The 19,282-nt window shown below is 60.2% G+C and carries 19 protein-coding genes and 1 pseudogene; 3 read left to right on the top strand and 17 right to left on the bottom strand.

What is annotated here, in order from left to right; all coding sequences use genetic code 11:
* The first annotated feature begins 21 nt into the window (after positions 1-21).
* On the top strand, positions 22-558 hold the full coding sequence (locus AB6B39_RS08340) for a DedA family protein (protein WP_284369053.1): 537 nt from the start codon (positions 22-24) through the stop codon (positions 556-558).
* Positions 559-578: 20 nt separating this feature from the next.
* On the opposite strand, the gene AB6B39_RS08335 is transcribed toward AB6B39_RS08340, so the two are convergent.
* From AB6B39_RS08335 to AB6B39_RS08310, 6 genes are all read right to left on the bottom strand, one after another.
* On the bottom strand, positions 579-1,223 hold the full coding sequence (locus AB6B39_RS08335; RefSeq protein ID WP_284369054.1) for an ABC-type transport auxiliary lipoprotein family protein: 645 nt from the start codon (positions 1,221-1,223) through the stop codon (positions 579-581).
* Positions 1,220-2,197: an MlaD family protein gene (locus tag AB6B39_RS08330; RefSeq protein ID WP_284369055.1), complete on the bottom strand. Its 978-nt coding sequence runs from the start codon at positions 2,195-2,197 to the stop codon at positions 1,220-1,222. Before AB6B39_RS08330 ends, AB6B39_RS08335 begins: the two co-directional genes overlap by 4 nt.
* Before the next feature lie 3 nt (positions 2,198-2,200).
* Positions 2,201-3,046 (bottom strand): ABC transporter ATP-binding protein, encoded by an 846-nt coding sequence (locus AB6B39_RS08325; protein ID WP_371398502.1) that lies wholly within the window; start codon positions 3,044-3,046, stop codon positions 2,201-2,203.
* 1 nt (position 3,047) lies between these two features.
* The gene (locus AB6B39_RS08320) at positions 3,048-4,202 is read right to left on the bottom strand and encodes an MlaE family ABC transporter permease (protein WP_371398501.1); all 1,155 of its coding nucleotides are present in this window, start codon (positions 4,200-4,202) and stop codon (positions 3,048-3,050) included.
* Positions 4,203-4,290: 88 nt separating this feature from the next.
* The gene (locus AB6B39_RS08315) at positions 4,291-4,914 is read right to left on the bottom strand and encodes a hypothetical protein (RefSeq protein ID WP_284369058.1); all 624 of its coding nucleotides are present in this window, start codon (positions 4,912-4,914) and stop codon (positions 4,291-4,293) included.
* A 116-nt stretch (positions 4,915-5,030) separates the two neighbouring features.
* Positions 5,031-6,398: a sodium-dependent transporter gene (locus AB6B39_RS08310; RefSeq protein WP_371398500.1), complete on the bottom strand. Its 1,368-nt coding sequence runs from the start codon at positions 6,396-6,398 to the stop codon at positions 5,031-5,033.
* Between the two features lie 127 nt (positions 6,399-6,525).
* Here AB6B39_RS08310 and AB6B39_RS08305 point away from each other — a divergent pair, with 127 nt between their 5' ends.
* Entirely contained in the window at positions 6,526-7,341 is an 816-nt protein-coding gene (locus tag AB6B39_RS08305) for a response regulator (protein ID WP_284369060.1), read from the top strand.
* Here AB6B39_RS08305 and rodA read toward each other — a convergent pair.
* From rodA to miaA, 7 genes are all read right to left on the bottom strand, one after another.
* Positions 7,297-8,427 (bottom strand): rod shape-determining protein RodA, encoded by a 1,131-nt coding sequence (gene rodA / locus AB6B39_RS08300; protein WP_284369061.1) that lies wholly within the window; start codon positions 8,425-8,427, stop codon positions 7,297-7,299. The two genes, AB6B39_RS08305 and rodA, sit on opposite strands and share 45 nt — an antisense overlap.
* A complete protein-coding gene (gene mrdA / locus AB6B39_RS08295; protein ID WP_284369062.1) occupies positions 8,424-10,307 on the bottom strand; it encodes a penicillin-binding protein 2 in 1,884 nt (627 codons plus the stop codon). Before mrdA ends, rodA begins: the two co-directional genes overlap by 4 nt.
* A 2-nt stretch (positions 10,308-10,309) precedes the next feature.
* Positions 10,310-10,822 carry a hypothetical protein gene (locus AB6B39_RS08290; RefSeq protein ID WP_284369063.1) on the bottom strand — a complete coding sequence of 171 codons (513 nt, stop codon included), beginning with the start codon at positions 10,820-10,822 and terminating at the stop codon, positions 10,310-10,312.
* Positions 10,822-11,682, bottom strand: a complete 861-nt coding sequence (mreC, locus tag AB6B39_RS08285) for a rod shape-determining protein MreC (protein ID WP_371398499.1) — start codon at positions 11,680-11,682, stop codon at positions 10,822-10,824. The genes AB6B39_RS08290 and mreC overlap by 1 nt, the downstream gene beginning before the upstream one ends.
* An 86-nt stretch (positions 11,683-11,768) precedes the next feature.
* Positions 11,769-12,818, bottom strand: coding sequence for a rod shape-determining protein (locus AB6B39_RS08280; RefSeq protein WP_284369065.1), 1,050 nt, complete (start codon positions 12,816-12,818; stop codon positions 11,769-11,771).
* A gap of 171 nt (positions 12,819-12,989) precedes the next feature.
* Positions 12,990-13,673 carry a TVP38/TMEM64 family protein gene (locus AB6B39_RS08275; protein WP_284369066.1) on the bottom strand — a complete coding sequence of 228 codons (684 nt, stop codon included), beginning with the start codon at positions 13,671-13,673 and terminating at the stop codon, positions 12,990-12,992.
* Positions 13,670-14,593: a tRNA (adenosine(37)-N6)-dimethylallyltransferase MiaA gene (miaA, locus tag AB6B39_RS08270; protein ID WP_284369067.1), complete on the bottom strand. Its 924-nt coding sequence runs from the start codon at positions 14,591-14,593 to the stop codon at positions 13,670-13,672. The genes AB6B39_RS08275 and miaA overlap by 4 nt, the downstream gene beginning before the upstream one ends.
* Between miaA and serB the strand changes: the two genes are divergently transcribed.
* Positions 14,592-15,464, top strand: coding sequence for a phosphoserine phosphatase SerB (gene serB, locus AB6B39_RS08265; protein WP_371398498.1), 873 nt, complete (start codon positions 14,592-14,594; stop codon positions 15,462-15,464). The genes miaA and serB overlap by 2 nt on opposite strands.
* Positions 15,465-15,473: 9 nt before the next feature.
* Here the strand turns inward: serB and AB6B39_RS08260 are convergent, their stop codons facing one another.
* The 4 genes and pseudogenes from AB6B39_RS08260 to hflK form a co-directional block, all read right to left on the bottom strand.
* The gene (locus tag AB6B39_RS08260) at positions 15,474-16,877 is read right to left on the bottom strand and encodes a Do family serine endopeptidase (RefSeq protein WP_284369069.1); all 1,404 of its coding nucleotides are present in this window, start codon (positions 16,875-16,877) and stop codon (positions 15,474-15,476) included.
* Between the two features lie 70 nt (positions 16,878-16,947).
* The gene (locus tag AB6B39_RS08255) at positions 16,948-17,154 is read right to left on the bottom strand and encodes a DUF2065 domain-containing protein (protein WP_284369070.1); all 207 of its coding nucleotides are present in this window, start codon (positions 17,152-17,154) and stop codon (positions 16,948-16,950) included.
* Positions 17,155-17,175: 21 nt separating this feature from the next.
* Positions 17,176-18,051: pseudogene (gene hflC, locus AB6B39_RS08250) on the bottom strand (protease modulator HflC).
* Positions 18,052-18,084: 33 nt separating this feature from the next.
* Positions 18,085-19,245: an FtsH protease activity modulator HflK gene (hflK, locus tag AB6B39_RS08245; protein ID WP_284369072.1), complete on the bottom strand. Its 1,161-nt coding sequence runs from the start codon at positions 19,243-19,245 to the stop codon at positions 18,085-18,087.
* Between the last annotated feature and the right edge of the window lie 37 nt (positions 19,246-19,282).

Below are 19,282 nucleotides of genomic sequence, written 5' to 3'. Positions count from 1 at the left end.
CGGACTTGGCATAGGCATGCCATGATGGACCCAAGCTGGATTCTCTATGTCGGTATCTTTCTGGGTCCGTTCGTACAGGAGGACGCCGCCGTCATTGCGGCTGCGACACTTTCGGCCGCCGACCCAAACCATTTTCCCTATATTTTCGGTATCATTCTGACCGGACTGTTCCTGTCCGATATCTGGAAATACTGGATTGGTCGCGCTGCACACACGTCGTCGCGTGCGCGCGCCTATGCTGAACGCGAACATGTGATGGAATTTCGTGGCAAAGTCCGCCGCAACCTGATTATGACCCTGATGACGGCCCGTTTCGTCCCGCTGGCACGAATCCCTGTCTATGTCGCCTGCGGTTACTTCAAGGTCAGCTATCTGCGCTTCTGTATCGTCATTTTCGCGACGGCGCTGCTTTACTGCACGGTGATCTTCGCCCTCTGCCACGGGCTGGGCGAGCTGTTTGGCGACAGGATCGAGATGATCATTCTGCCACTGGGCGGCCTGATGATCGGGATCGCGCTCATCATGGTCTGGATTCGCAGGGCCCGGAAGAAAAACTGACCCCTGTTCAGGCCGTGTCCTTAGCCAGAGGCGGTCGCGAGCGCGCCCTGCCCTTCGATCATTCCCGCTTGGTCTGCGCGCGCGATCCAGTCGACAATATCCTTCATCGCGGCGTCATTGGCCTTTTCGATCGCCATGACGATCGCGGATACACGCGACGCGTCGGCGCGGACTTCATGACGGGTCACAAACGTATCAAGCAAACGACGGTCAGCCGCATTGGCGAGCGTAGCAGTGTACCGCACGACGGCCAGAGGCGCAGCCGTTTCGCCACGGTCGAACTGCGCTTCGAAATTCTTGATCGTCAGATGGACCCGCGTATCGGTCCGGGTTCCAGACTGAGGCAGAACGCCGATCAGATCCGGATTGCGGGACAAGGCGTCGATCAGGGCTTCCTGCAACATGCTCGGCGTACCTTCGGGCCATTGCGCCTGCGCCGCCGTAGACAGGCGACGCCCGTCCGGCGAGACGACGATGGACCGCGTATTAAACACGCTCGTGGCGGATGGACGGTCCACGCGAATCACTGTGGCGTTGGGTGATGCCGGAACGCTCTCCCCGCTCAGCGACAGACGATAGATGATGTCGGCCGGGGCCGGATCCGGAATAATTGAGCAGCCCGCGAGCGCGGACGTGGCAATGGCCAGGAGGAAAGGACGGATCATTGCGGCAGCTCCACAGTATCGGACTCGGTACCGGAGATGAATTCGAGCGGGCTCTGTTCCAGCGCATCGGCCACACGGCCAAGCGACAGGACGAGACGCCTTATGGCATCGACGGTTTCTTCCAGATCGGTGAGGCCGGAATTTGACAACCGGTTCACGGCGTCGCGCGTGTCAATGATCAATTCGTCCGCATTGCCGGATGTCGTCTCGAAGGCGCCGAGCGTCCGATCAACCTGACCCAGAGTCGTTTGCAAACGGTCAAAGAAGGACGGAATGTCCTCATCGATGACCCCGTTCGCCTTGCTGAGCGTGACCCGCGCCTCTTCGGCCAGCACGCCAATCCGGCGTACCGTGTAGCGGAATTCCCCGACCAGGCTGTTGACATTGTCCATGTCGAAATCGGACACGTCCAGTTCGGCTGTGATCCGGTTCACATTGCTGAGAATGCCCTGAACGTCATCGATGGCGTCGTCGCTTAGCAACTTGTTGATCTGCTGCATGGCTTGCTGCGCCTGTTCGACGACCGTCCCACCGCCTTCGAGAATATCCGACAGCGCATCGGCCTGCCCCTCGATACGCTTGGGTCCGCGTCCAGGCAGGTCGCGGATCAGCGGATACTCCTCACCGCCTGAGAAAATCTGCAGATAATTCAACCCTGTCAGACCCAGCGGTTCAAGTTTGGCAACGCTTTTCGTATCGACCGGCGTGTTCGCGTCGACGCGAATGTCTGCCAGAACCGTATTCGGATCCTCCCGGTCGAGCCGGATCCCCGTGACCTCACCAACGCCGATTCCGTTGAACCGCACTTCGGACCCCGGCGACAGGCCCCGCACTGGCCCCTGGAAGGACACTTCATATTCTTCGAACGATTGGTCGAAGGTCGAGCCCGTCAGCCACAGGATGAAACCGACTGTCGCCACCAAGGCGACCAGAACGAACATGCCGATCAGAGCGTAATTAGCCTTGTTTTCCATGCCCTATCGCCTTGTCGCCTGACCCTGGACCAACGCGTCCACGGCTTTGGCTCTTTTCTTCTTTGCCGGCGTTGCCATCGCGGCGCGTGATCGCGGGCCACTGAAATATTCCTGAACCCAGGGATGATCGAATTGGGCAACAACCCCCAGGTCGTCATAGACTCCGATCCGCTTGTCGACCAGCACGGCAACACGGTCGCAAATCGCGTAAAGACTGTCCAGATCATGCGTGATCATCAGAACGGTCAGGTCGAGCGCATCGCGCAAGGACAGGATCAGCGTATCAAACGCATGCGCGCCGATCGGGTCCAGCCCGGCCGTAGGCTCGTCCAGAAACAGAATTTGCGGATCGAGGGCGAGCGAACGGGCCAGCCCGGCCCGCTTCTTCATGCCGCCTGAGAGATCTGAGGGGTGCAGCACAGCCAATTCCGTCGGCAGACCGACCATATGGATTTTCATGTCGGCCAGTTCGCGCATCAGCTCCTTGGGCATGTCGAGATGTTCGATCAGCGGCACCATGATGTTTTCGCGTACAGTCAATGAAGAAAAAAGCGCACCGCCCTGAAACAGAACGCCGATTTCATTCTTCAGCCGCATTTCCTCATCTGCGGAAAGGTCCGACCGGCTCTTCCCGAAATACCGGATCGTACCGCCTTCCGGCTGCTTCAGGCCCAGCAGCGTATTCATCAAAACCGACTTGCCGCTGCCCGACCCGCCGACAAGGCCGACGATCTCGCCGCGACGGACTTCGAAGTCCAGATTTTCGTGAATGACGTTCGGCCCGAACTGCGTGAGTATGCCTCGCGCCTCGATCAGGGGAACATCTTCGCGGGTGCGCGGATCGGCCATGTCACACGCCGATCTGGAAAAAGAGGATCGCGAACAGAGCGTCGATCAGAATGACGGCGAAAATCGCCTGAACCACTGAGGTGGTCACGCGCGAACCGAGACTTTCGACAGACCCTTTGACTGCCAGGCCCTGACGACAGCCGATAATGGCGATCACGATGGCGAAGAAGGGCGCTTTGACCATCCCGACCCAGAAGTGCTGCAGGCCGACCATTTCCTGCAGACGGCTGAGAAACAGCAGCGGGGAAATCTGTGTCGGCGTCACCCAAGCCACGACGAGACCACCCAGAATACCGCTCATCATCGCCAGGAACGTCAGAATGGGAATCGTCAGCAGGCAGGCTATCGCACGCGGCACGACCAGCGTTTCGAGCGTATCCAGCCCCATCACGGTCATGGCGTCGATCTCCTGGCGCATCTTCATGGCACCGATCTGCGCCGTAAACGCCGATGCAGACCGTCCGGCGATCAAAATGGCCGTTATGACGACCGCCAGTTCGCGCAACATGGCGAAGCCGACGAGATCGACCATGAAAACAGAGAACCCGAGCGCACCGAGCAGGTTCGCGCCCATATAGGCAATGACGGCACCGATCGCGAAGGACAGAACGGCAACGATCGGGGCCGCGTCCAGCCCCACCTCTTCCATGAGCGCGACCGTGGATTTGATCCGCAGCCGGCGCGGCTGCATCAGAACGCGCGCAAAGACCGCGAAAAACTCGCCGAGAAAGGAGATGGTGGCGTAAAGTTCGTCCCAGAAGCAACTCGTCGCCTGCCCGACCCGGATCAGCGTATCGCGGAACTGACGTGTTTGCGGTGGTGGCGTGCAGGGCTGCGAATCCGCGGCCACTTTCATCAGGACGGTCTGCCCCGGCGTCGCCCCGTGCAGCTGCCAGTCGCGCATATCGCACATGATCTCCATCCGCAGCGCGCGCGTGAGAATGTAAGCCCCTGCCGTGTCGAGTTCCTCAACGGCAGATAGGTCATAATCGACGGTTACATAGGTGGACTTCTGAAAATCGGCGGCCAGCGCATCGTTCACCGACGAGGCAGTTTCCACAGTCCAGCGGCCTTCGGCCACGACCAGAAGCCTGTCGCCGTTCTGCGAAAGAGAATATCGGGCCGGAACGCTCAACATGGGGGTGACCTGCGGCACACCCCTGTCGCGGTCAAGAGCGTAGACCCGCTCAGCCTGACGTGAAGATCAATAAATCGATGGAAAGCGCACGGACGGCGCGTCGGTCCTAGCCGACAGCGGCGGGGTCGAGACCCAGACGTTGCGAGCGGGTGGCCCGCACCCGCGCCCCAAAGGCATCCGTGGATTCGCGCAGCGCATCGACGGATGTTCGAAACGCGATCAGATCCGGATTGGTCTGGCTCGATCCCGTCTCATAATTCTCAAGCGCTGCGGAAAATCCACGAGACGCCCGTTCGGATGCCAGAAGCGCTGCCTGCAGGCTGTCCAGTTCCTTGTCGAGAAGACGATCCTCCGGTGCCACTTCGAGATAGATCTCCGCAGCGCGTGTGGTCTGTTCAACATGCCGGGTTGCCAAGCGCATATCCTCACGGACTTCCGCAATCAGGCGTGGCAGGTCGTCATATTGAGGATCGGCTGACAGCGAGGCGTTGAGCCCGTTCATCAGCACATCAGCCGCAGCCTGCATCTTTTTCTGCGACGATTTCTCGCCAAATCCACGCGACGCGAAGACGGCGCGCAACTTGGCGACGGCCCGCTCGACGACATTCGTATCGGTCTCAGACACAGCAGCGGTTGAGCGCTCCATCCCAGCCATGGATTGCAGATCGACGGTCGCACATCCGGTGCAGAGTGCTGCACCCAGGCCGATCATCAACCACCCACGTTTCATAGACTTTTCCCCGTTCATCTGTGCCAAGCAATTCTTATTCCAGATCATCAGCTTTGATGAGTAAAGCATATTGGCTGAACTTTGTCTGAATGCGTCAGGTTACAATACAGTCAGTTTCAGCCTGCGAAATAACCTGTGTAAATCGACGACAGTAAAACGATGAAAACGAAGATCGGTGCGACGAAACGCGTCAGCAGGAGCAACAATTTGCCGAGCAATTCACTGCCCTGGAATTCTTCGGCAATGATCGCCTTGTCGAGCCGCCATCCGACAAACAGCACGATCAATAGACCGGCAAGGGGCAGCATGACCTGACCCGTAAAACCGTCGATTGCATCGAGTGCGAACGTATCGCCGCCCGGACGCACGCCGTAGACGCTGATCAGTCCAATCAGGATCATGATGGCGCCCATGATCCAGGCAGCTTTCGCCTTGGTCAGTTTGAACCGCTCCGACACGAAAGCGACAGAGGGCTCCAGCAGGCTGACCGACGATGTGATGGCGGCAAAGAAGGCGAGGAAGAAAAACGCCGCCCCGATGATGGTGCCGAGAGACCCCATGGACACGAAAGCATTGGGCAGGGTGATAAAGAACAGACCCGCACCGGCTGACGCTTCCAGGCCGAAGGCGAAGACGATCGGGAAGATCGCCAGTCCCGCGATCAATGCGACACCTGTATCGACCAACCCGACAAGAACAGACGCTTTGGGAATGGAGATATCCTGCGGTAAGTAGGAGCCATAGGTAATCATGATGGCCGAGCCGACGCCGACGGAGAAAAATGCCTGCCCAAGAGCCGCATTGGCGACTTGGGGAGTGATTTTCGAAAAGTCGGGCGAATAGAGGAAGGCCATCGCCTCTGCCGTGCCGCCATTCCCAATGTTGGAGACCAGCGCAAACAGGGCGAGCCCGGCGAGCAGGACGAAAAAGAGCGGCATCAGGACCTTGGCGGCAAATTCAATCCCGCGATTGACGCCGCGCGAGACCAGCCATGTGGTGATCAGGGCAAAGATCAGAAACCAGGGCAGAACCTGCATCGGCGTCGAAATGAAGTTGACGAAGACATCCGCCACCTCGTCCGAAGTCTTCCCGGCAAAGTCATTACCCAGGAATTTGAAGATGTAACGGATCACCCAGGCCGCAACGACGCAATAGAACGTCACAATCAGGAAGCCCGCGACCATACCGATCCAGCCGAGAACGCCCCAGTTGCGCGTGCGCTTGGACTTTATCGCCAGTTCCCCGACACTGTCGACGGCATTGGCCGAAAGCCCTGCGCGACCGACGAGATACTCGCTCATCAGAACGGGAATACAGACCAGTACGACTGCCAGAAGATAGATCAGAATGAAGGCGCCGCCCCCATTCGAACCTGCCTCGCTTGAAAACCGCCAGAGATTGCCGAGACCGACAGAAGAGCCGACTGCGGCCATAACAAATGCGAAGCGTGACGACCACTGAGCCGTCCCCGGTGCTGATGGCATGATTTCTGTTCCCCAAAGTTTTGAAATTCTGGTTAGCGATCACAATCCTGTCGTCAAGGACAGACCGCGGAGCGACGGCAGGATCATGTTCATCAAACCTTAGCAATTTTGATTGCAAAAAATCTCTATGCGCGTCTTGATTGTTGATAACAGCCTTGCCAACGGTCTGGTTGCACGGTCCATTCTGTCACGGGACGGCCACCATGTGTCAGTGGCGACGAATGGCAGCCACGCCCTGCAGCTTGTCCACGACGAATATTTCGATGCCGCCTTGCTCGACATCGTCATGCCAGGCCTGGATGGGCTGGACATGGCCCGCATCCTCAGTCGCTCGGACATGCCCGCCATGACGCCCGCATTGATCGCTCTGACGGCCTATAATCAGGCCGAAGACATACAGGCCTACCGCGATGCCGGATTGCAGGGTCTGATCGCGAAGCCGCTCCGACCCGGCGATCTCGACGATGCGATGCGCCTTATCCATGATGGCGGCTATCCGTTGATGAACTGTTTCCCGAACCACACGACGGATCAGGGCGTTCGTCCCCTGCTGGACGACGCGGTCATTACTAACGGCCCTGGTCAGGCCGACGATATTACGCGGGAGCGGATATGGCGCCACTACCGGGCCGGCCTGTCTGAATCGCTGCGCGAGATTTCCAGATCGCTGCCCGGAACGCTGTCAGGCCGCGGCGATGACCGGACCCGGATGCTGGCGGCTCTGCATGGGCTTCGCAGCGCTTCGCTGATGGTCGGTCTAGACCGTGCCCCCCGGCTTGCTGACGCCTTGCGCGATGCGCCGCGTGATCAGATCATGGACGGGATGGCCGCCTTGCTGCAGGCCGTGCGGGAAAGCCTGCCGCGGCTGGAGGCAGCCTTGCTCGACACGCCGTCTTCGTCAGTCGCTGCGGGGGAGGAGACTGGACGTATGCAGGTGCGCTGAGAGCATCAGGCCGAAACTGCCCATGACGACCAGCACCACCGTCCCGCCATAGGATACAAGCGGCAACGGCACGCCGACCACAGGCAAAAGCCCCATCACCATGCCCAGATTGATGAAGATGTAGAGCGTGAAAGTGATGGACAGGCCGAGGATCAGCATACGCGAAAAGACGGCCTTGCATTGCAGGGATAGTCGCAGGCAGGCGGCGATCACCGCAATATAGACGGCCAGCAATCCGATTGAGCCGATGAAGCCGAACTCCTCGCCAATGACGGTCGAGATGAAGTCCGTCCTGTTTTCGGGGACATAACCGCCCTGTCTCTGAGTGCCTTGCAGATAGCCCTTGCCGGACAGACCGCCGGATCCCAGCGCGATCTTGGACTGGGTGATATGATAGGACGCGCCAGCGGGATCGCGGGCCGGATCGAGAAATGTCAGCACCCGCGAGCGCTGATAGTCACGCAGCCCGAATTGCCAGATGAACGGCAGGCTGACGAGGGCCAGGATCGATCCCAGCGTAATGATCCGCCAACTGACCCCGGCGAGGAAGATCAAGGCAATCCCCGTCGCCCCGATCAGCAGCGACGTCCCCAGATCGGGCTGGCGCAAGACCAGCGCCATGGGAATGCCGATGATCAGCATGGCACCGATCAGTCCGAAGGGGTCGGATACGCGCCAGCTCGGCAGGTCGTGATAATAACGGGCCAGCGCCAGCACGACGGCGGGTTTGATCAGCTCGGACGGCTGCACCCGCATGAAACCCAGATCCAGCCAACGCACGGACCCGTTCACATTGATGCCGAAAAACTCGACGCCGAGCAACAGAACCAGCGCCGCCAGAAAGGCCGGATAGGCGACCGCATACCAGAAGCGGATATCGATCATGGCGACGATGATCATGCCGATGAAAGCCGCGCCGAAACGCACCGCATGCTGTATCGCACCGCGCTCCCAGATGCCGTTTGTTGCGGATAGAATGGCGAGAACGCCAATCAGTCCCAGCACCCCGATCAGAACGGGTAGCAACCAGTCCAGACGGAAAAGCTTTCCGCCGACATCCGGGCGATCCTCAAAATGGACGGTCACAGGGCCGTGCGCTCCGCACCGGCATCCGTTCGGGCCCCGAGCCCGTCGCGGCGCAGCGCTTCTCCGAGAACCGATCGCACGATCGTTGCGGCGCGCCCCGCACCGGATCCACCATGCTCGACCACGCAGCCGACAGCGAAGCGCGGGCGATCATAAGGCGCGTAGCCGACGAACAGCGAATGATCGCGATACTTCCAAGGCAGCTCGTCATTTCGCAGAACACCCGTCGCCCGTTCCGCACGGGAAATGCCGCGGACCTGCGACGTCCCGGTCTTGCCTGCCATGTCGAGCCCGGCAATCCCCAGACCGTTCGGGCGGAATGCCGTGCCGCCTGGCTCCTCGCAGACGCTCCACATACTGTCCTGAACCAGGCGCAGATGATCCGGGTCGATATTCAGCGACGCAAAGCTGTCGCGGTCAAATCCCGCATAGAGGCTGGGCGAAACGGCCTGCGATCCGTTGGCCAGACGGGCCGTCATTACAGCGAGCTGCAGCGGCGTCGCCAGGACGAAACCCTGACCGATCGATGCGTTCAGCGTATCGCCCATCCGCCAGCCAGAGCCGAGACGATCGCGCTTCCAGCCCGGGTCGGGGACGATGCCGTCCCGCTCGCCGCCAATGTTTAGCCCGTATGACTGACCGAGGCCAAGCCGACGCGCCATGTCAGCGATGGCCTGAATGCCGATCACCTGCGAAATTTCGTAATAATATGTGTCACAACTCTGCTTCAGGCTGTCGCGCATATTCATGGCGCCGTGCCCAGTCTTGCTGCGCCAGCAGTGAAAATCCCTGTTGCCGAGTTTGACCTTGCCGCCGCAGAAAATGCGCCGATCCGGATCGACCAACCCACTTTCCAGCGCGGCCAGCATTACTGCCATCTTGTAGGTCGAGGCGGGCGCATAGCCGCCCGACAGGACCTTGTTATATTGCGGACGACGCTCATCATTGTTCAGCGCGTCCATGTCGGCCTGCGTCAGTCCGGATACGAACAGGTTGGCGTCATAAGTCGGCATGGACAAGAGCGTTCGCAGCTCCCCCGTCATGACGTCGACGACCGCGATGCCGCCACTATCGTCACCGAACTGCTCGGCGGTGAAACGCTGCAGCGGCGCGTCCAGCGTCATCCAGACATCCTGCCCCGGAGTCGCCGCGTCTGATGGGTCAGGCCATTCACGGACCACGCGCCCGCGCGCATTGACCTCCACTTTCAGGCGACCGCCCTGCCCGCGCAGCGGCACATCCATGGCCTGTTCGACCCCGACCTTCCCGATCCGGAAAGCCGGTTGCAGCAGCAGCGGATCGTCGTCCCGCTCAATGTCACGATCATTCGCCTTACCCACATAGCCTGTGATGTGTGAGAATACCGCGTCCCTCGGATAGGTCCGCCCCTCACCCGCCGTGGGCACGATGCCCGGCAGCGCATGGACACGCATGTTGAGCGCGGCGAACTGATCCCAGTCGACATGATCCTTGACCGTCACGGGCACGAAATCCGGCCTGCGCTTCACGTCGCGCCGGATCCGTTTGATCTCGCCCTCGGAGAGGTTGATGATGTCACCCAGTTGTTTGAGCGTCAGATCGAGATCATCGATCTGTTCCGACACCAGATCGATACGGTAATCGAGCGTGTTCGACGCCAGCGGTTCACCGTGACGGTCACGGATGATACCGCGGCTCGGCAGGACCGTCTGATAGTTGAAGCGATTCTCTTCGGACAAAGCGAGGTAGTTTTCGCTCTCGGCGATCTGAAGCTGATAGAGGCGGCCTCCGATAATCCCGAACCCGCCAATGCCGCCCAGCGCCAGAATGGCCGTCCGGCGCGTCATCTGCGCATCGGACTTGGCTTCCACAGCCTGTCTGGATTTGCGCGACTTGGCCATGATCAGTCGTCCCGGCTCATGCGCCGCGCGAGCGCGTCACGCCCCAGAATGAGCAGCGGAACCAGCACGGTCGCGACGCATACGCCCCGACCCAACGCGGCCCAGTCCGGCCAGATGCCGTAAACCAGCCGTCCCGTCAGAATGAAAACCGGCAGACCGATCGCCAGCGTCGCGGCAAAGCGGGACATCCCGACCGTCAGGCCGCGATCGCCTTCACTGCGTCCCGGACTGACCAGCAGGTAGGCGATCAGAAAAACGAGCGACCACTGACCAGGCGCGCCCAGTGTCGTCCAGTCTACCCATAGCCCGCCCAGCATGAACAGCAGCGCGGTCGGAAGCATCGCGACCTGACGGGGCCAGAGCGCGACGACGGCCAGCGGCAACCAGGTCAGCGGCCAGCTTTGCCCGAATAGCCGTAGTTCCAGAACGGTCAGCAGACCGGACAGCAAAAAGACCAGCATGGCCGGGATAAGATGCGTATTGCGATGAACCGGATAGGCACCGAGCGCGGCCATCACCCCTCCTCCTCGGGCGTCGATACGGCGGCGGCTTCGGCGATAATCGGCGTGTCGGCATCAACGCTTTCGCCTTCCGCATTCATGTCCAGATCCACATCGGCCGGATCAACTGGCGGCGTGTATGGCAGCACAAACACCCAGTCGACCGGGTCGGCATTGAAGTCCAGCGAGACCAGACCGTCCGGATCGACAACCCCGATCGGCAGGCCCTGCGGCAGTTGCCCATCATCGCCGGACGTCACGACATGATCGCCCTCGGCCCAGCCATCCACGTCGGAGATGAAGGCGAGGCTGGGCCGCGCCGTGTTCGAGCCCGCAAGGATGGCCCGTGCGCCGCTGCGTCGGCTCATCACGGCAACGCGGCTATTGAGATCATCGATGCGCAAGACGCGTGCCGACTGTCGACCGGCGCTGACAACATGACCGATCATGCCAGCATCGGAGAGGACGGCCTGCCCTTCGCGAACGCCCGAGGCCTGGCCCGCCCCGATCAGTAGCGACCGCACAAAGGGGCTGGACGGGTCGGAGACAGCTCTGACGGCAATGCGCGTTTCGGGAATGTCGGCGGTCTGCTCGACGCCGAGCAAGTCTTCCAGACGCTGCAGACGATCCCGCATCGCGACCAGACGGTTATTCTCGGCCCGCAGGAAAGCCAGCTCGGCCCGAAGCGCCTTATTCTCTTCCAGTGCGCGGCGACCCTCTTCGGCGTCTTCCACCGCTCCTTCAAGCTGACGAAAAGGCGAACCGAGCCACGCCGCAACGGGAGCTTGAATATCACTGGTAAGAAGCGGTGTGGTCCGGCGTTCCAAGGCGGCTTCGCGCTGAGTGATCAGCAGTAGCGCACTGAGCAGGATCAAGAGGAGCAATCCGGCCCGGCCTTCTGAATTGTCAGATCGTCTCCGCGCCACAATTGTCGCACCCTGTTATTGCCGGGACGATGCCATCAGACGTCCGTCTTGAGCACGCCTTTCCACTTTCGCAAATTCTCAACCACAGTGCCCGAGCCGCGCACGACGCAGGACAGCGGATCATCCGCGATGAATACAGGCAGTTCTGTACGGTTGCGCAGCTCGATGTCGAGGTTGCGCAGCAGTGCACCACCACCTGTGAGCATGATACCTTTATCGACAATGTCGGCGGCTAGTTCGGGCGGTGTCGCTTCCAGTGCCGTTTTCACCGCCTCGACGATCTGCTCGACGGGTTCGGCCAGGCTCTCGGCGATCATGGCTTCGGAAATACGGATTTCGCGCGGCACGCCATTCATCAGGTCGCGGCCCTTGATCTGGACGCTCATGCCTTCATTGTCGGCAGGCATAGTGGCCGAGCCAACTTCCTTCTTGACCCGTTCCGCCGTCATTTCCCCGATCAGGAGGTTGGTCGTACGGCGCACATACTGAATGATCGCATCATCCATCTTGTCGCCACCGACCCGCACAGAGCGCGAATAGACGATCCCGTCCAGCGACAGGACTGCGACCTCGGTCGTGCCGCCACCAATATCGACGATCATCGAACCGGCTGGCTCATGGATCGGCAGGCCTGCTCCAAGCGCGGCCGCCATCGGCTCCTCGATCAGATAGACTTTGCGCGCGCCGGCCTGTTGCGCGGATTGATAGATGGCGCGTTCTTCCACGGCGGTTGCGCCGGACGGAACGCAGATCACGACCTTCGGACGCGCGCGGCGCATGAAGCCTGCATCGGATTTCACTTTCTTGATGAAATGCTCGATCATTTTCTCGGCGACATCGAAGTCGGCGATCACGCCGTCCTTCATCGGGCGAATGGCTTCGATATTCCCCGGGGTCCGGCCTAGCATCATGCGCGCATCATTGCCGACGGCGTGAACGACCTTGCGACCATTCTTGACGGAAAACGCCACGACAGAGGGTTCGTTCAGCACGACGTCCCGACCCTTGGCATAGACGAGCGTATTCGCTGTCCCCAGGTCGATCGCAATATCGGATGAAAACGCATCCATCAGCGAGGAAATCATCGGTGGCTCCGCCGGTTAGTGCTCTGTGTCAGGAAGCCGACCAACGGTTATCCCGTGGGGGAGCGTGATCAAGCTGCGGCGAATCCGTCGGGCCTTCCCATCTGGGCAAGCTAATGGAAATCGAAGGTCCCAAATGCAAGCAATTCGTCCGGCAAACGGCTTGAATCGCTGCTATTTCTCACTTTCAGTGACATTTCGCGTCCGCTTGAGGTACCGGATCAGCAGAAACTGCACGACAGCGAAGGCCGCGCCGAGCGTAATCCAGAGCGCAATCCGTTCCCCATCGGCCAGAGAGATGGCCCCTTGCGCGACAAATCCGGTCAGCAGAATCTTCGGGATGATCCCCACACTCGTGCCGATCAGAAAGCGTATGGGTTTTACGCCCGCCAGCCCTGCCGCACTATTGACGAGCAGCGCCGGACCTGACGGGATCAGCCGCACGATAAAACCGGATTTCAGGCTATTGTCGCGAAACATCGCCATCAGCCGCCGGAGTCCCGATCCTGTATAGCGCGCGCGGATGCGCCCGCCCAACGGCCGCGCCAGACCGAGATGGACGATCACGGCGAGCATACTGCCGATCCAAGAGACCCAGATACCGCCGAAAAAACCGAAAGTCGTCATCGCCGCCCCGATCAGAACCCATTGCGGGACCAGCACATAGGAGCCGATCACGAACAGACCGATCGCCACGATCGGCGCCCAGGGCTTGCGCCCCTGCCCTTCCAGCCAGGCGAGCGCCGACTGGACATCATTCAGTGACAGGATCAGGACGACGATCGCGACAAGGCCGATGCCGAGGATCACCATCCACCAGCGAAAGCTCTGGCGTGCAGGCTGTGGTGCGTCAGTCATGCAAAACTGTCCGAAAACCGCGCCTGATCCTGTTCCGTTCGCAGAACGGTCCAGTCCGGCGTCTGATTGCGAAACCACGTCATCTGCCGCTTGGCTAGACGGCGACTATCGCGCTTAGCCAGTGCGATCGCCTCCTCCAGCGACAACTCGCCGTCCAGATAGCGCAGTAAATGCGACAGGCCGATGGCCTTTAACATGGGTGCGGAACGGTCTATCTGCTTTGCCTGCACGCTGGTCGCCTCATCTAGTGCCCCGGAGGACAGCATAGCGTCGAAGCGCGCATTAATCCGATCATAAAGTGTTTCGCGATCTGGCAGAATGATCGCCGGACTGGCGTGGCGCGACGGGATGACCGGACGGGTCTGCGCCCGCCAGGACGATAGCGGGCGGCCCGTTTCGCGGAAAACTTCGACAATTCGGCCCAGACGCTGCGGGTCCTCACCCAGAATACGGGCTGTCGCCAACGGATCGACGGCGGTCGCTTCCATCTGCACGGCCTCCAGGTTCAAACTCCGCACGGCCTGACGAACGGGGTCGCTGATCGCCGGAACATCCGCAAGACCCTGAAGCAACGCCTTGAAATACAAGCCAGTCCCGCCGACGAGGATCGGAGTTCGGTTGCGCCCCATGATGTCCAGAATAACCGGAACCGCGTCCCGCAGCCATTCACCTGTCGAATAGGCCGTGTCTGCGGGCACATGGCCGAACAGATGGTGAGGAACGCCGCCCATGTCGGAGAGCAGCGGGCGGGCCGACAGGATCTGCAGATCGGCATAGACCTGCAAGGCGTCAGCATTGACGATTTCGCCATCGACGCGCTGTGCCAGATCGACCGAAAAGCGCGACTTGCCGCTTGCGGTCGGGCCTGCGATACAGATGACTGGTCGCATTTCATCCAGCACATTGTCGAGCACACTCATGTCCGCGTCTCTAGACCAGATCGCCACGCTTGTCCTGCCACGTGAAAGCGGTGACACACTGGCCGAAGGGGCTCGCGTTTTGGGCCTGACCGACATCATGACCCTGTCCCCCGGGCGCGCCATCGAAGGATCGACAACGGCCCATGACAGCGCCGATGCGCGCGCCATCCTCGCATCGGCCCGGCTCACCGGGGATGTCTGCGTACAACCGGCCGGTGATCGCCGCCGCCAGCTTCTGGTGTGCGACATGGACAGCACACTGATCGGTCAGGAATGTATCGATGAGCTGGCTGACTTTGCCGGGGTCAAGGGCCATGTCTCCGAGATCACGGAACGGGCCATGCGCGGCGAGATCGACTTCGAAGGCGCACTCGAAGACCGCGTAGCCTTGCTGAAAGACCTGCCTGTCTCCGTCTTGCAGCACTGTTTCGACGAACGGATACGCCTTAATCCGGGTGCCCGCGCGCTGGCCAGAACCATGTCTCGCCATGGGGCGAACACACTGATCGTGTCGGGCGGGTTTACTTTTTTTACGCAGCGCGTCGCCAATTCCTGCGGTTTCGCCGCCCATCAGGCGAACAGGCTGATCGAAGCGGACGGAAAGCTGACAGGCCGGGTCGGTTACCCAATTCTGGGGCGGGAGGCCAAACGCGACGCGCTGCTCGCCGCCTGTGAAGGTCAGCCTGAACGGGCTCTGGCGATCGGAGACGGGGCCAATGATCTGGCCATGATCGACATCGCCGGATTGGGTCTGGCCTATTATGCCAAGCCCGCCGTCGCAGCCGCCGCGCACAGTGCGATCACCTGCACAGACCTTCGCACAGCCCTGTATTTCCAAGGATATTCAGACGCCGAAATCGTCGATGACTGATCGTCGCCCCTAGCTGTCGATGGCGTAGAAGATATAGTTGCCACCCCGGTTGATCAGCAGGGTCACCGTTTCTTCTTCGTTCAGGGCCGCTTCCATCGCGACTTGAAATTCCCGCGGCGAGGTCACGGCTTCGAAGGCGACTTCCTCAATGATGTCACCTGTCAGTATCTTACCGGATGCCTGGCTGTTGCGCGCCACACTCACGACGCGAACACCCTTAGTGTCGGCATGCAGGCGATTGGTGCGCCGAACGTCGCGGGTCAGCGCTTCGACCGACAGGCCGCCCACCGTAACTTCGCCAGCCCCCTGTTCGACGTCCAGTTCAAGTCGTTCCTCATCGCTCAGATCTTCTGCCAGCTGCTCGATCCGCACACGGGTCGTGGCTGTGCGTCTGCGCCGGATATATTCGACCTCGACCTCGGTATCGATTTCGGCCTCGGCAACGGCGCGGTAGAGGATGCGGATATCCGTGATCTCCCGGTCACCGATCCGGGTGATCAGATCGCCTGTCCTCAGCCCAGCCTCATCTGCTGGTCCGCCATCGACAACAGAGCGGATGATCGCGCCCTTAGGTTCGTCCAGACGGTAGGAGCGGGCCAGTGCTGGCGTCACCGCCTGTGATCGCAGACCCATATAGCCGCGCCGCGTCTCACCGAAGTCGATCAGTTGCTTGACGACACTTTGCGCCAGATCGGCCGGAATGGAAAAGGAAATGCCGACGGAGCCGCCGCTGGGCGAAATGATCGCCGTGTTCACGCCGATTACGTCACCGTCCATATTGAAGAGCGGGCCGCCACTATTGCCCTGATTGATCGCCACATCCGTCTGGATGAAATCATCATAGGATCCCATCTGGATGTTGCGGTTGCGTGCCGAAATAATACCTGCTGCGACCGAGCCGGAATAGCCGAACGGATTGCCGATCGCGATCACCCATTCGCCGACTTCCGCCGCGTCAGAATCGCCAAAGGCGACATGCGGGATCGGTTCGCGCGGCGAAATCTTCAGAACGGCCAGATCAGTCGCCGGGTCGCGCCCAACGAGACTAGCTTCGTATGTGTCGCCGTCAGGGAAGTTCACTTCGATCAGATCGGCCCCGTCAATGACATGATTATTGGTCACGATGTGACCCGCATCATCGATCAGAAAACCGGAGCCAAGCGAACGTGCAACGCGCCCGTCACGACCGCGGCGATTGCCGAAAAAATCGTTGAAGCGCTCGAGCGGCGATCCTTCCGGAAAGGCCGGGACCGTTTCGCTATCGAAATCAACAGTCTGCGCGGTGGAAATATTGACCACGGATGGCGATAGGCGCTTGGTCAGCTCGACAAACCCATCCGGTGCGGGACGCGCCTCGGCCAGAGCCAGAGAAGACAGGGACAGGGCCAAGCCCAGACAGACAGTACGAAACATGAAAGGGAGTGTGAGGCATACGCACCGATTTGCCAAGAACTCGGCTGCGTTCCTTTGCATGACGAAACCGTCAGGCAGCCATCCGGATTCCGGCAACAATCATTAGAATACCCAGTGTGAAACAGATGAGCCCGATCATCGACAGGCGTTGCGGATCGAGCATGCGCAGCATTTCGTCATAGGCATTGCGCATGCCGTCAGGAGCGACGGCCCAGCCGAGACCTTCGACGGCCAAAGCACCGCCGAAGACAAGCAGAAGGATCGTTACCCAACTCATCGTGTAAGTCCGGCAGACGCGCTAGCGTCGACCGCCCGCCTGATCATCCAGATAGGCGAGGAAATCGGAGTCCGGTGACAGAACATAGGTCGTACCATTCCCCAGCCCTCTCTTATAGGCCTCCATTGACCGGTAGAAGGCGAAGAATTCCGGGTCTTGCTCATAGGCTGCCGCATAGATCGCATTCCGGCGGCCATCGCCCTCACCGCGAATGATCTCGGCCTGTTTCTGCGCATTGGCGCGGATCACAGTGGCTTCCTTCTCAGCCGTGGCGCTGATTTCGCGGGCGCGCTCGACGCCTTCGGCGCGGATCAGATTGGCTTCCAGTGTCCGTTGCGACACCATCCGGTCGAAAACACGCTGATAGTTTTCCTGTGGCAGGTCGGCGCGCTTGATCCGCACATCGATAATGTCGATGCCCAGATCTTCAGCTTCCGCCACGCGGTCGGCGACGGCCTAAATCTCGGCCATCAGTTCGGAGCGTCGACCGGAAATGATCTCCGGCGTGTCGACGCGACCCAGCACGTCCCGCAATGTCGAGTCGAAAATGGCCTGCAACTGATCCTGAGCGCCGCGTTCGTTCCGCAGTTTTTCATAGAAACGGATCGCATTGACAATACGGTAGCGAACGAAGGCGTCGACGACGAGACGTTCCTGATCCGCCGCCAGCAGTTCAACCGGGCGCAGGTCAACTTCGAGGTTGCGGCGTGACAGATAGACGACGTTTTCGATGAATGGCGTTTTGATCTTGAGGCCGGCATTGGCTTCTTCGCCCCAGGGGTTTTCGACCCGCTGAGCTTCACCGAACTGGAAGACGATCGCTTGTTCATGTTCCTCGACGGTAAAGAGCGAGGCGAAGATGGCGAGAATGATCAGGCCGCCGAGAACGGCGAGCATGACGAGGCGCGAATTATTCATGACTGACCTCCCTTAGCGTGGTGGAGTTGAAGGACGTTGCGTATTGCGATTGCCGAGCTGGTCGAGCGGCAGATAGGGAACGATCCCGGATCCGGCCTCGCTATCCAGAATGATCTTCTCAGCTGGCGCATAGACCTCCTCGATCGTCTCGAGATACATACGCTGTCGCGTCACCACGGGGGCTCTGCGATATTCCTGATAGATCAGGTTGAAGCGCTCGGCCTCACCTTCAGCTTCGGCGATCACGCGGTCACGATAGGCTTCGGCGTCCTGCAGGATCTGCGAGGCGACACCGCGCGCTTCCGGAACGATCGTGTTCTGGCTGGCAACGGCCTGGTTGATCGTGGTCTCACGCTCCTGCGCGGCATCGACAACATCGCGGAAGGCATCGACGACACCGCCCTGATCCGGCGCATCGGCCTTTTGCAGCTGCACTTCGACAACGCGGACACCGGCCTTATATTCATTGAGTGTCTGCTGCATCAAATCGCGAACAGCCGTCGTGATCGCCAGGCGGTCCGTTGTGATGATCCCTTCAAGATCATTCTTGCCCACAATCTCGCGCATGGCACTTTCGGCCACAGCGATGACGGCCTTGGCGGGATCGTCGACCTCGAAATAATAATCCGCCAGATCGTTGATGCGCCACAGGACAGTGAAGTTGATGTCAACGATATTCTCGTCACCCGTCAACATCAGCGACGTCAGGTCATTACCGCCAATGGCATCCTTACGGATGATTTCGGTTTCCTGCTTGTAAGTCGTTTCGATCGGGCTCGGCAGTTTGAATTTCAGGCCCGGCCCTTCCGTGCGGACATAATCGCCAAAGCGCAGCACCAGGGCGCGCTCCGTCTGGTCCACCGTATAGACGGAGGTCGAGATCAGCAGCATCGCACCGACGACGGCTGCAATACCCAGAGGTCCGAACGGGCCGATGCGAAACTGTCCGCCGCCGCCATTGCCGCCGCCACGGTTGGGACGACGCGGACCGCCGGAGCGGACACGGGTCTTGAAGCCCTCGATCACATTGTCGAGTTCGGGCGAACGGTCGCCTCCGCCTGAGGCTGTCGGGCCGGGCTTTTTCCCGTTCCCCTTATTTCCACTACCCCAGGGCGAGTTGCCCTTGTCACCGGAACCCTTTTTCGGGCCCCAGGGAGAATTACTGTCTGGCATTTAAATCTCCAATCGAATCCGCGCCTATGTGGAGACA

The organism is Algimonas porphyrae, assembly GCF_041429795.1.
Classification (GTDB): domain Bacteria; phylum Pseudomonadota; class Alphaproteobacteria; order Caulobacterales; family Maricaulaceae; genus Litorimonas; species Litorimonas porphyrae.
Note: the sequence above shows the minus strand (reverse complement) of the source record. Positions and strands in the feature narration are given on the sequence as shown.

Excerpts from the sequence above, each read along its gene's own strand:
- AB6B39_RS08340 (WP_284369053.1), top strand. The coding sequence starts at position 22 with ATGATGGACCCAAGCTGGATTCTCTATGTCGGTATCTTTCTGGGTCCG.
- AB6B39_RS08335 (WP_284369054.1), bottom strand. The coding sequence starts at position 1,223 with ATGATCCGTCCTTTCCTCCTGGCCATTGCCACGTCCGCGCTCGCGGGC.
- AB6B39_RS08330 (WP_284369055.1), bottom strand. The coding sequence starts at position 2,197 with ATGGAAAACAAGGCTAATTACGCTCTGATCGGCATGTTCGTTCTGGTC.
- AB6B39_RS08325 (WP_371398502.1), bottom strand. The coding sequence starts at position 3,046 with ATGGCCGATCCGCGCACCCGCGAAGATGTTCCCCTGATCGAGGCGCGA.
- AB6B39_RS08315 (WP_284369058.1), bottom strand. The coding sequence starts at position 4,914 with ATGAAACGTGGGTGGTTGATGATCGGCCTGGGTGCAGCACTCTGCACC.
- AB6B39_RS08310 (WP_371398500.1), bottom strand. The coding sequence starts at position 6,398 with ATGCCATCAGCACCGGGGACGGCTCAGTGGTCGTCACGCTTCGCATTT.
- AB6B39_RS08305 (WP_284369060.1), top strand. The coding sequence starts at position 6,526 with ATGCGCGTCTTGATTGTTGATAACAGCCTTGCCAACGGTCTGGTTGCA.
- mrdA (WP_284369062.1), bottom strand. The coding sequence starts at position 10,307 with ATGGCCAAGTCGCGCAAATCCAGACAGGCTGTGGAAGCCAAGTCCGAT.
- AB6B39_RS08290 (WP_284369063.1), bottom strand. The coding sequence starts at position 10,822 with ATGGCCGCGCTCGGTGCCTATCCGGTTCATCGCAATACGCATCTTATC.
- AB6B39_RS08280 (WP_284369065.1), bottom strand. The coding sequence starts at position 12,818 with ATGATTTCCTCGCTGATGGATGCGTTTTCATCCGATATTGCGATCGAC.
- AB6B39_RS08275 (WP_284369066.1), bottom strand. The coding sequence starts at position 13,673 with ATGACTGACGCACCACAGCCTGCACGCCAGAGCTTTCGCTGGTGGATG.
- serB (WP_371398498.1), top strand. The coding sequence starts at position 14,592 with ATGTCCGCGTCTCTAGACCAGATCGCCACGCTTGTCCTGCCACGTGAA.
- miaA (WP_284369067.1), bottom strand. The coding sequence starts at position 14,593 with ATGAGTGTGCTCGACAATGTGCTGGATGAAATGCGACCAGTCATCTGT.
- AB6B39_RS08260 (WP_284369069.1), bottom strand. The coding sequence starts at position 16,877 with ATGTTTCGTACTGTCTGTCTGGGCTTGGCCCTGTCCCTGTCTTCTCTG.
- AB6B39_RS08255 (WP_284369070.1), bottom strand. The coding sequence starts at position 17,154 with ATGAGTTGGGTAACGATCCTTCTGCTTGTCTTCGGCGGTGCTTTGGCC.
- hflK (WP_284369072.1), bottom strand. The coding sequence starts at position 19,245 with ATGCCAGACAGTAATTCTCCCTGGGGCCCGAAAAAGGGTTCCGGTGAC.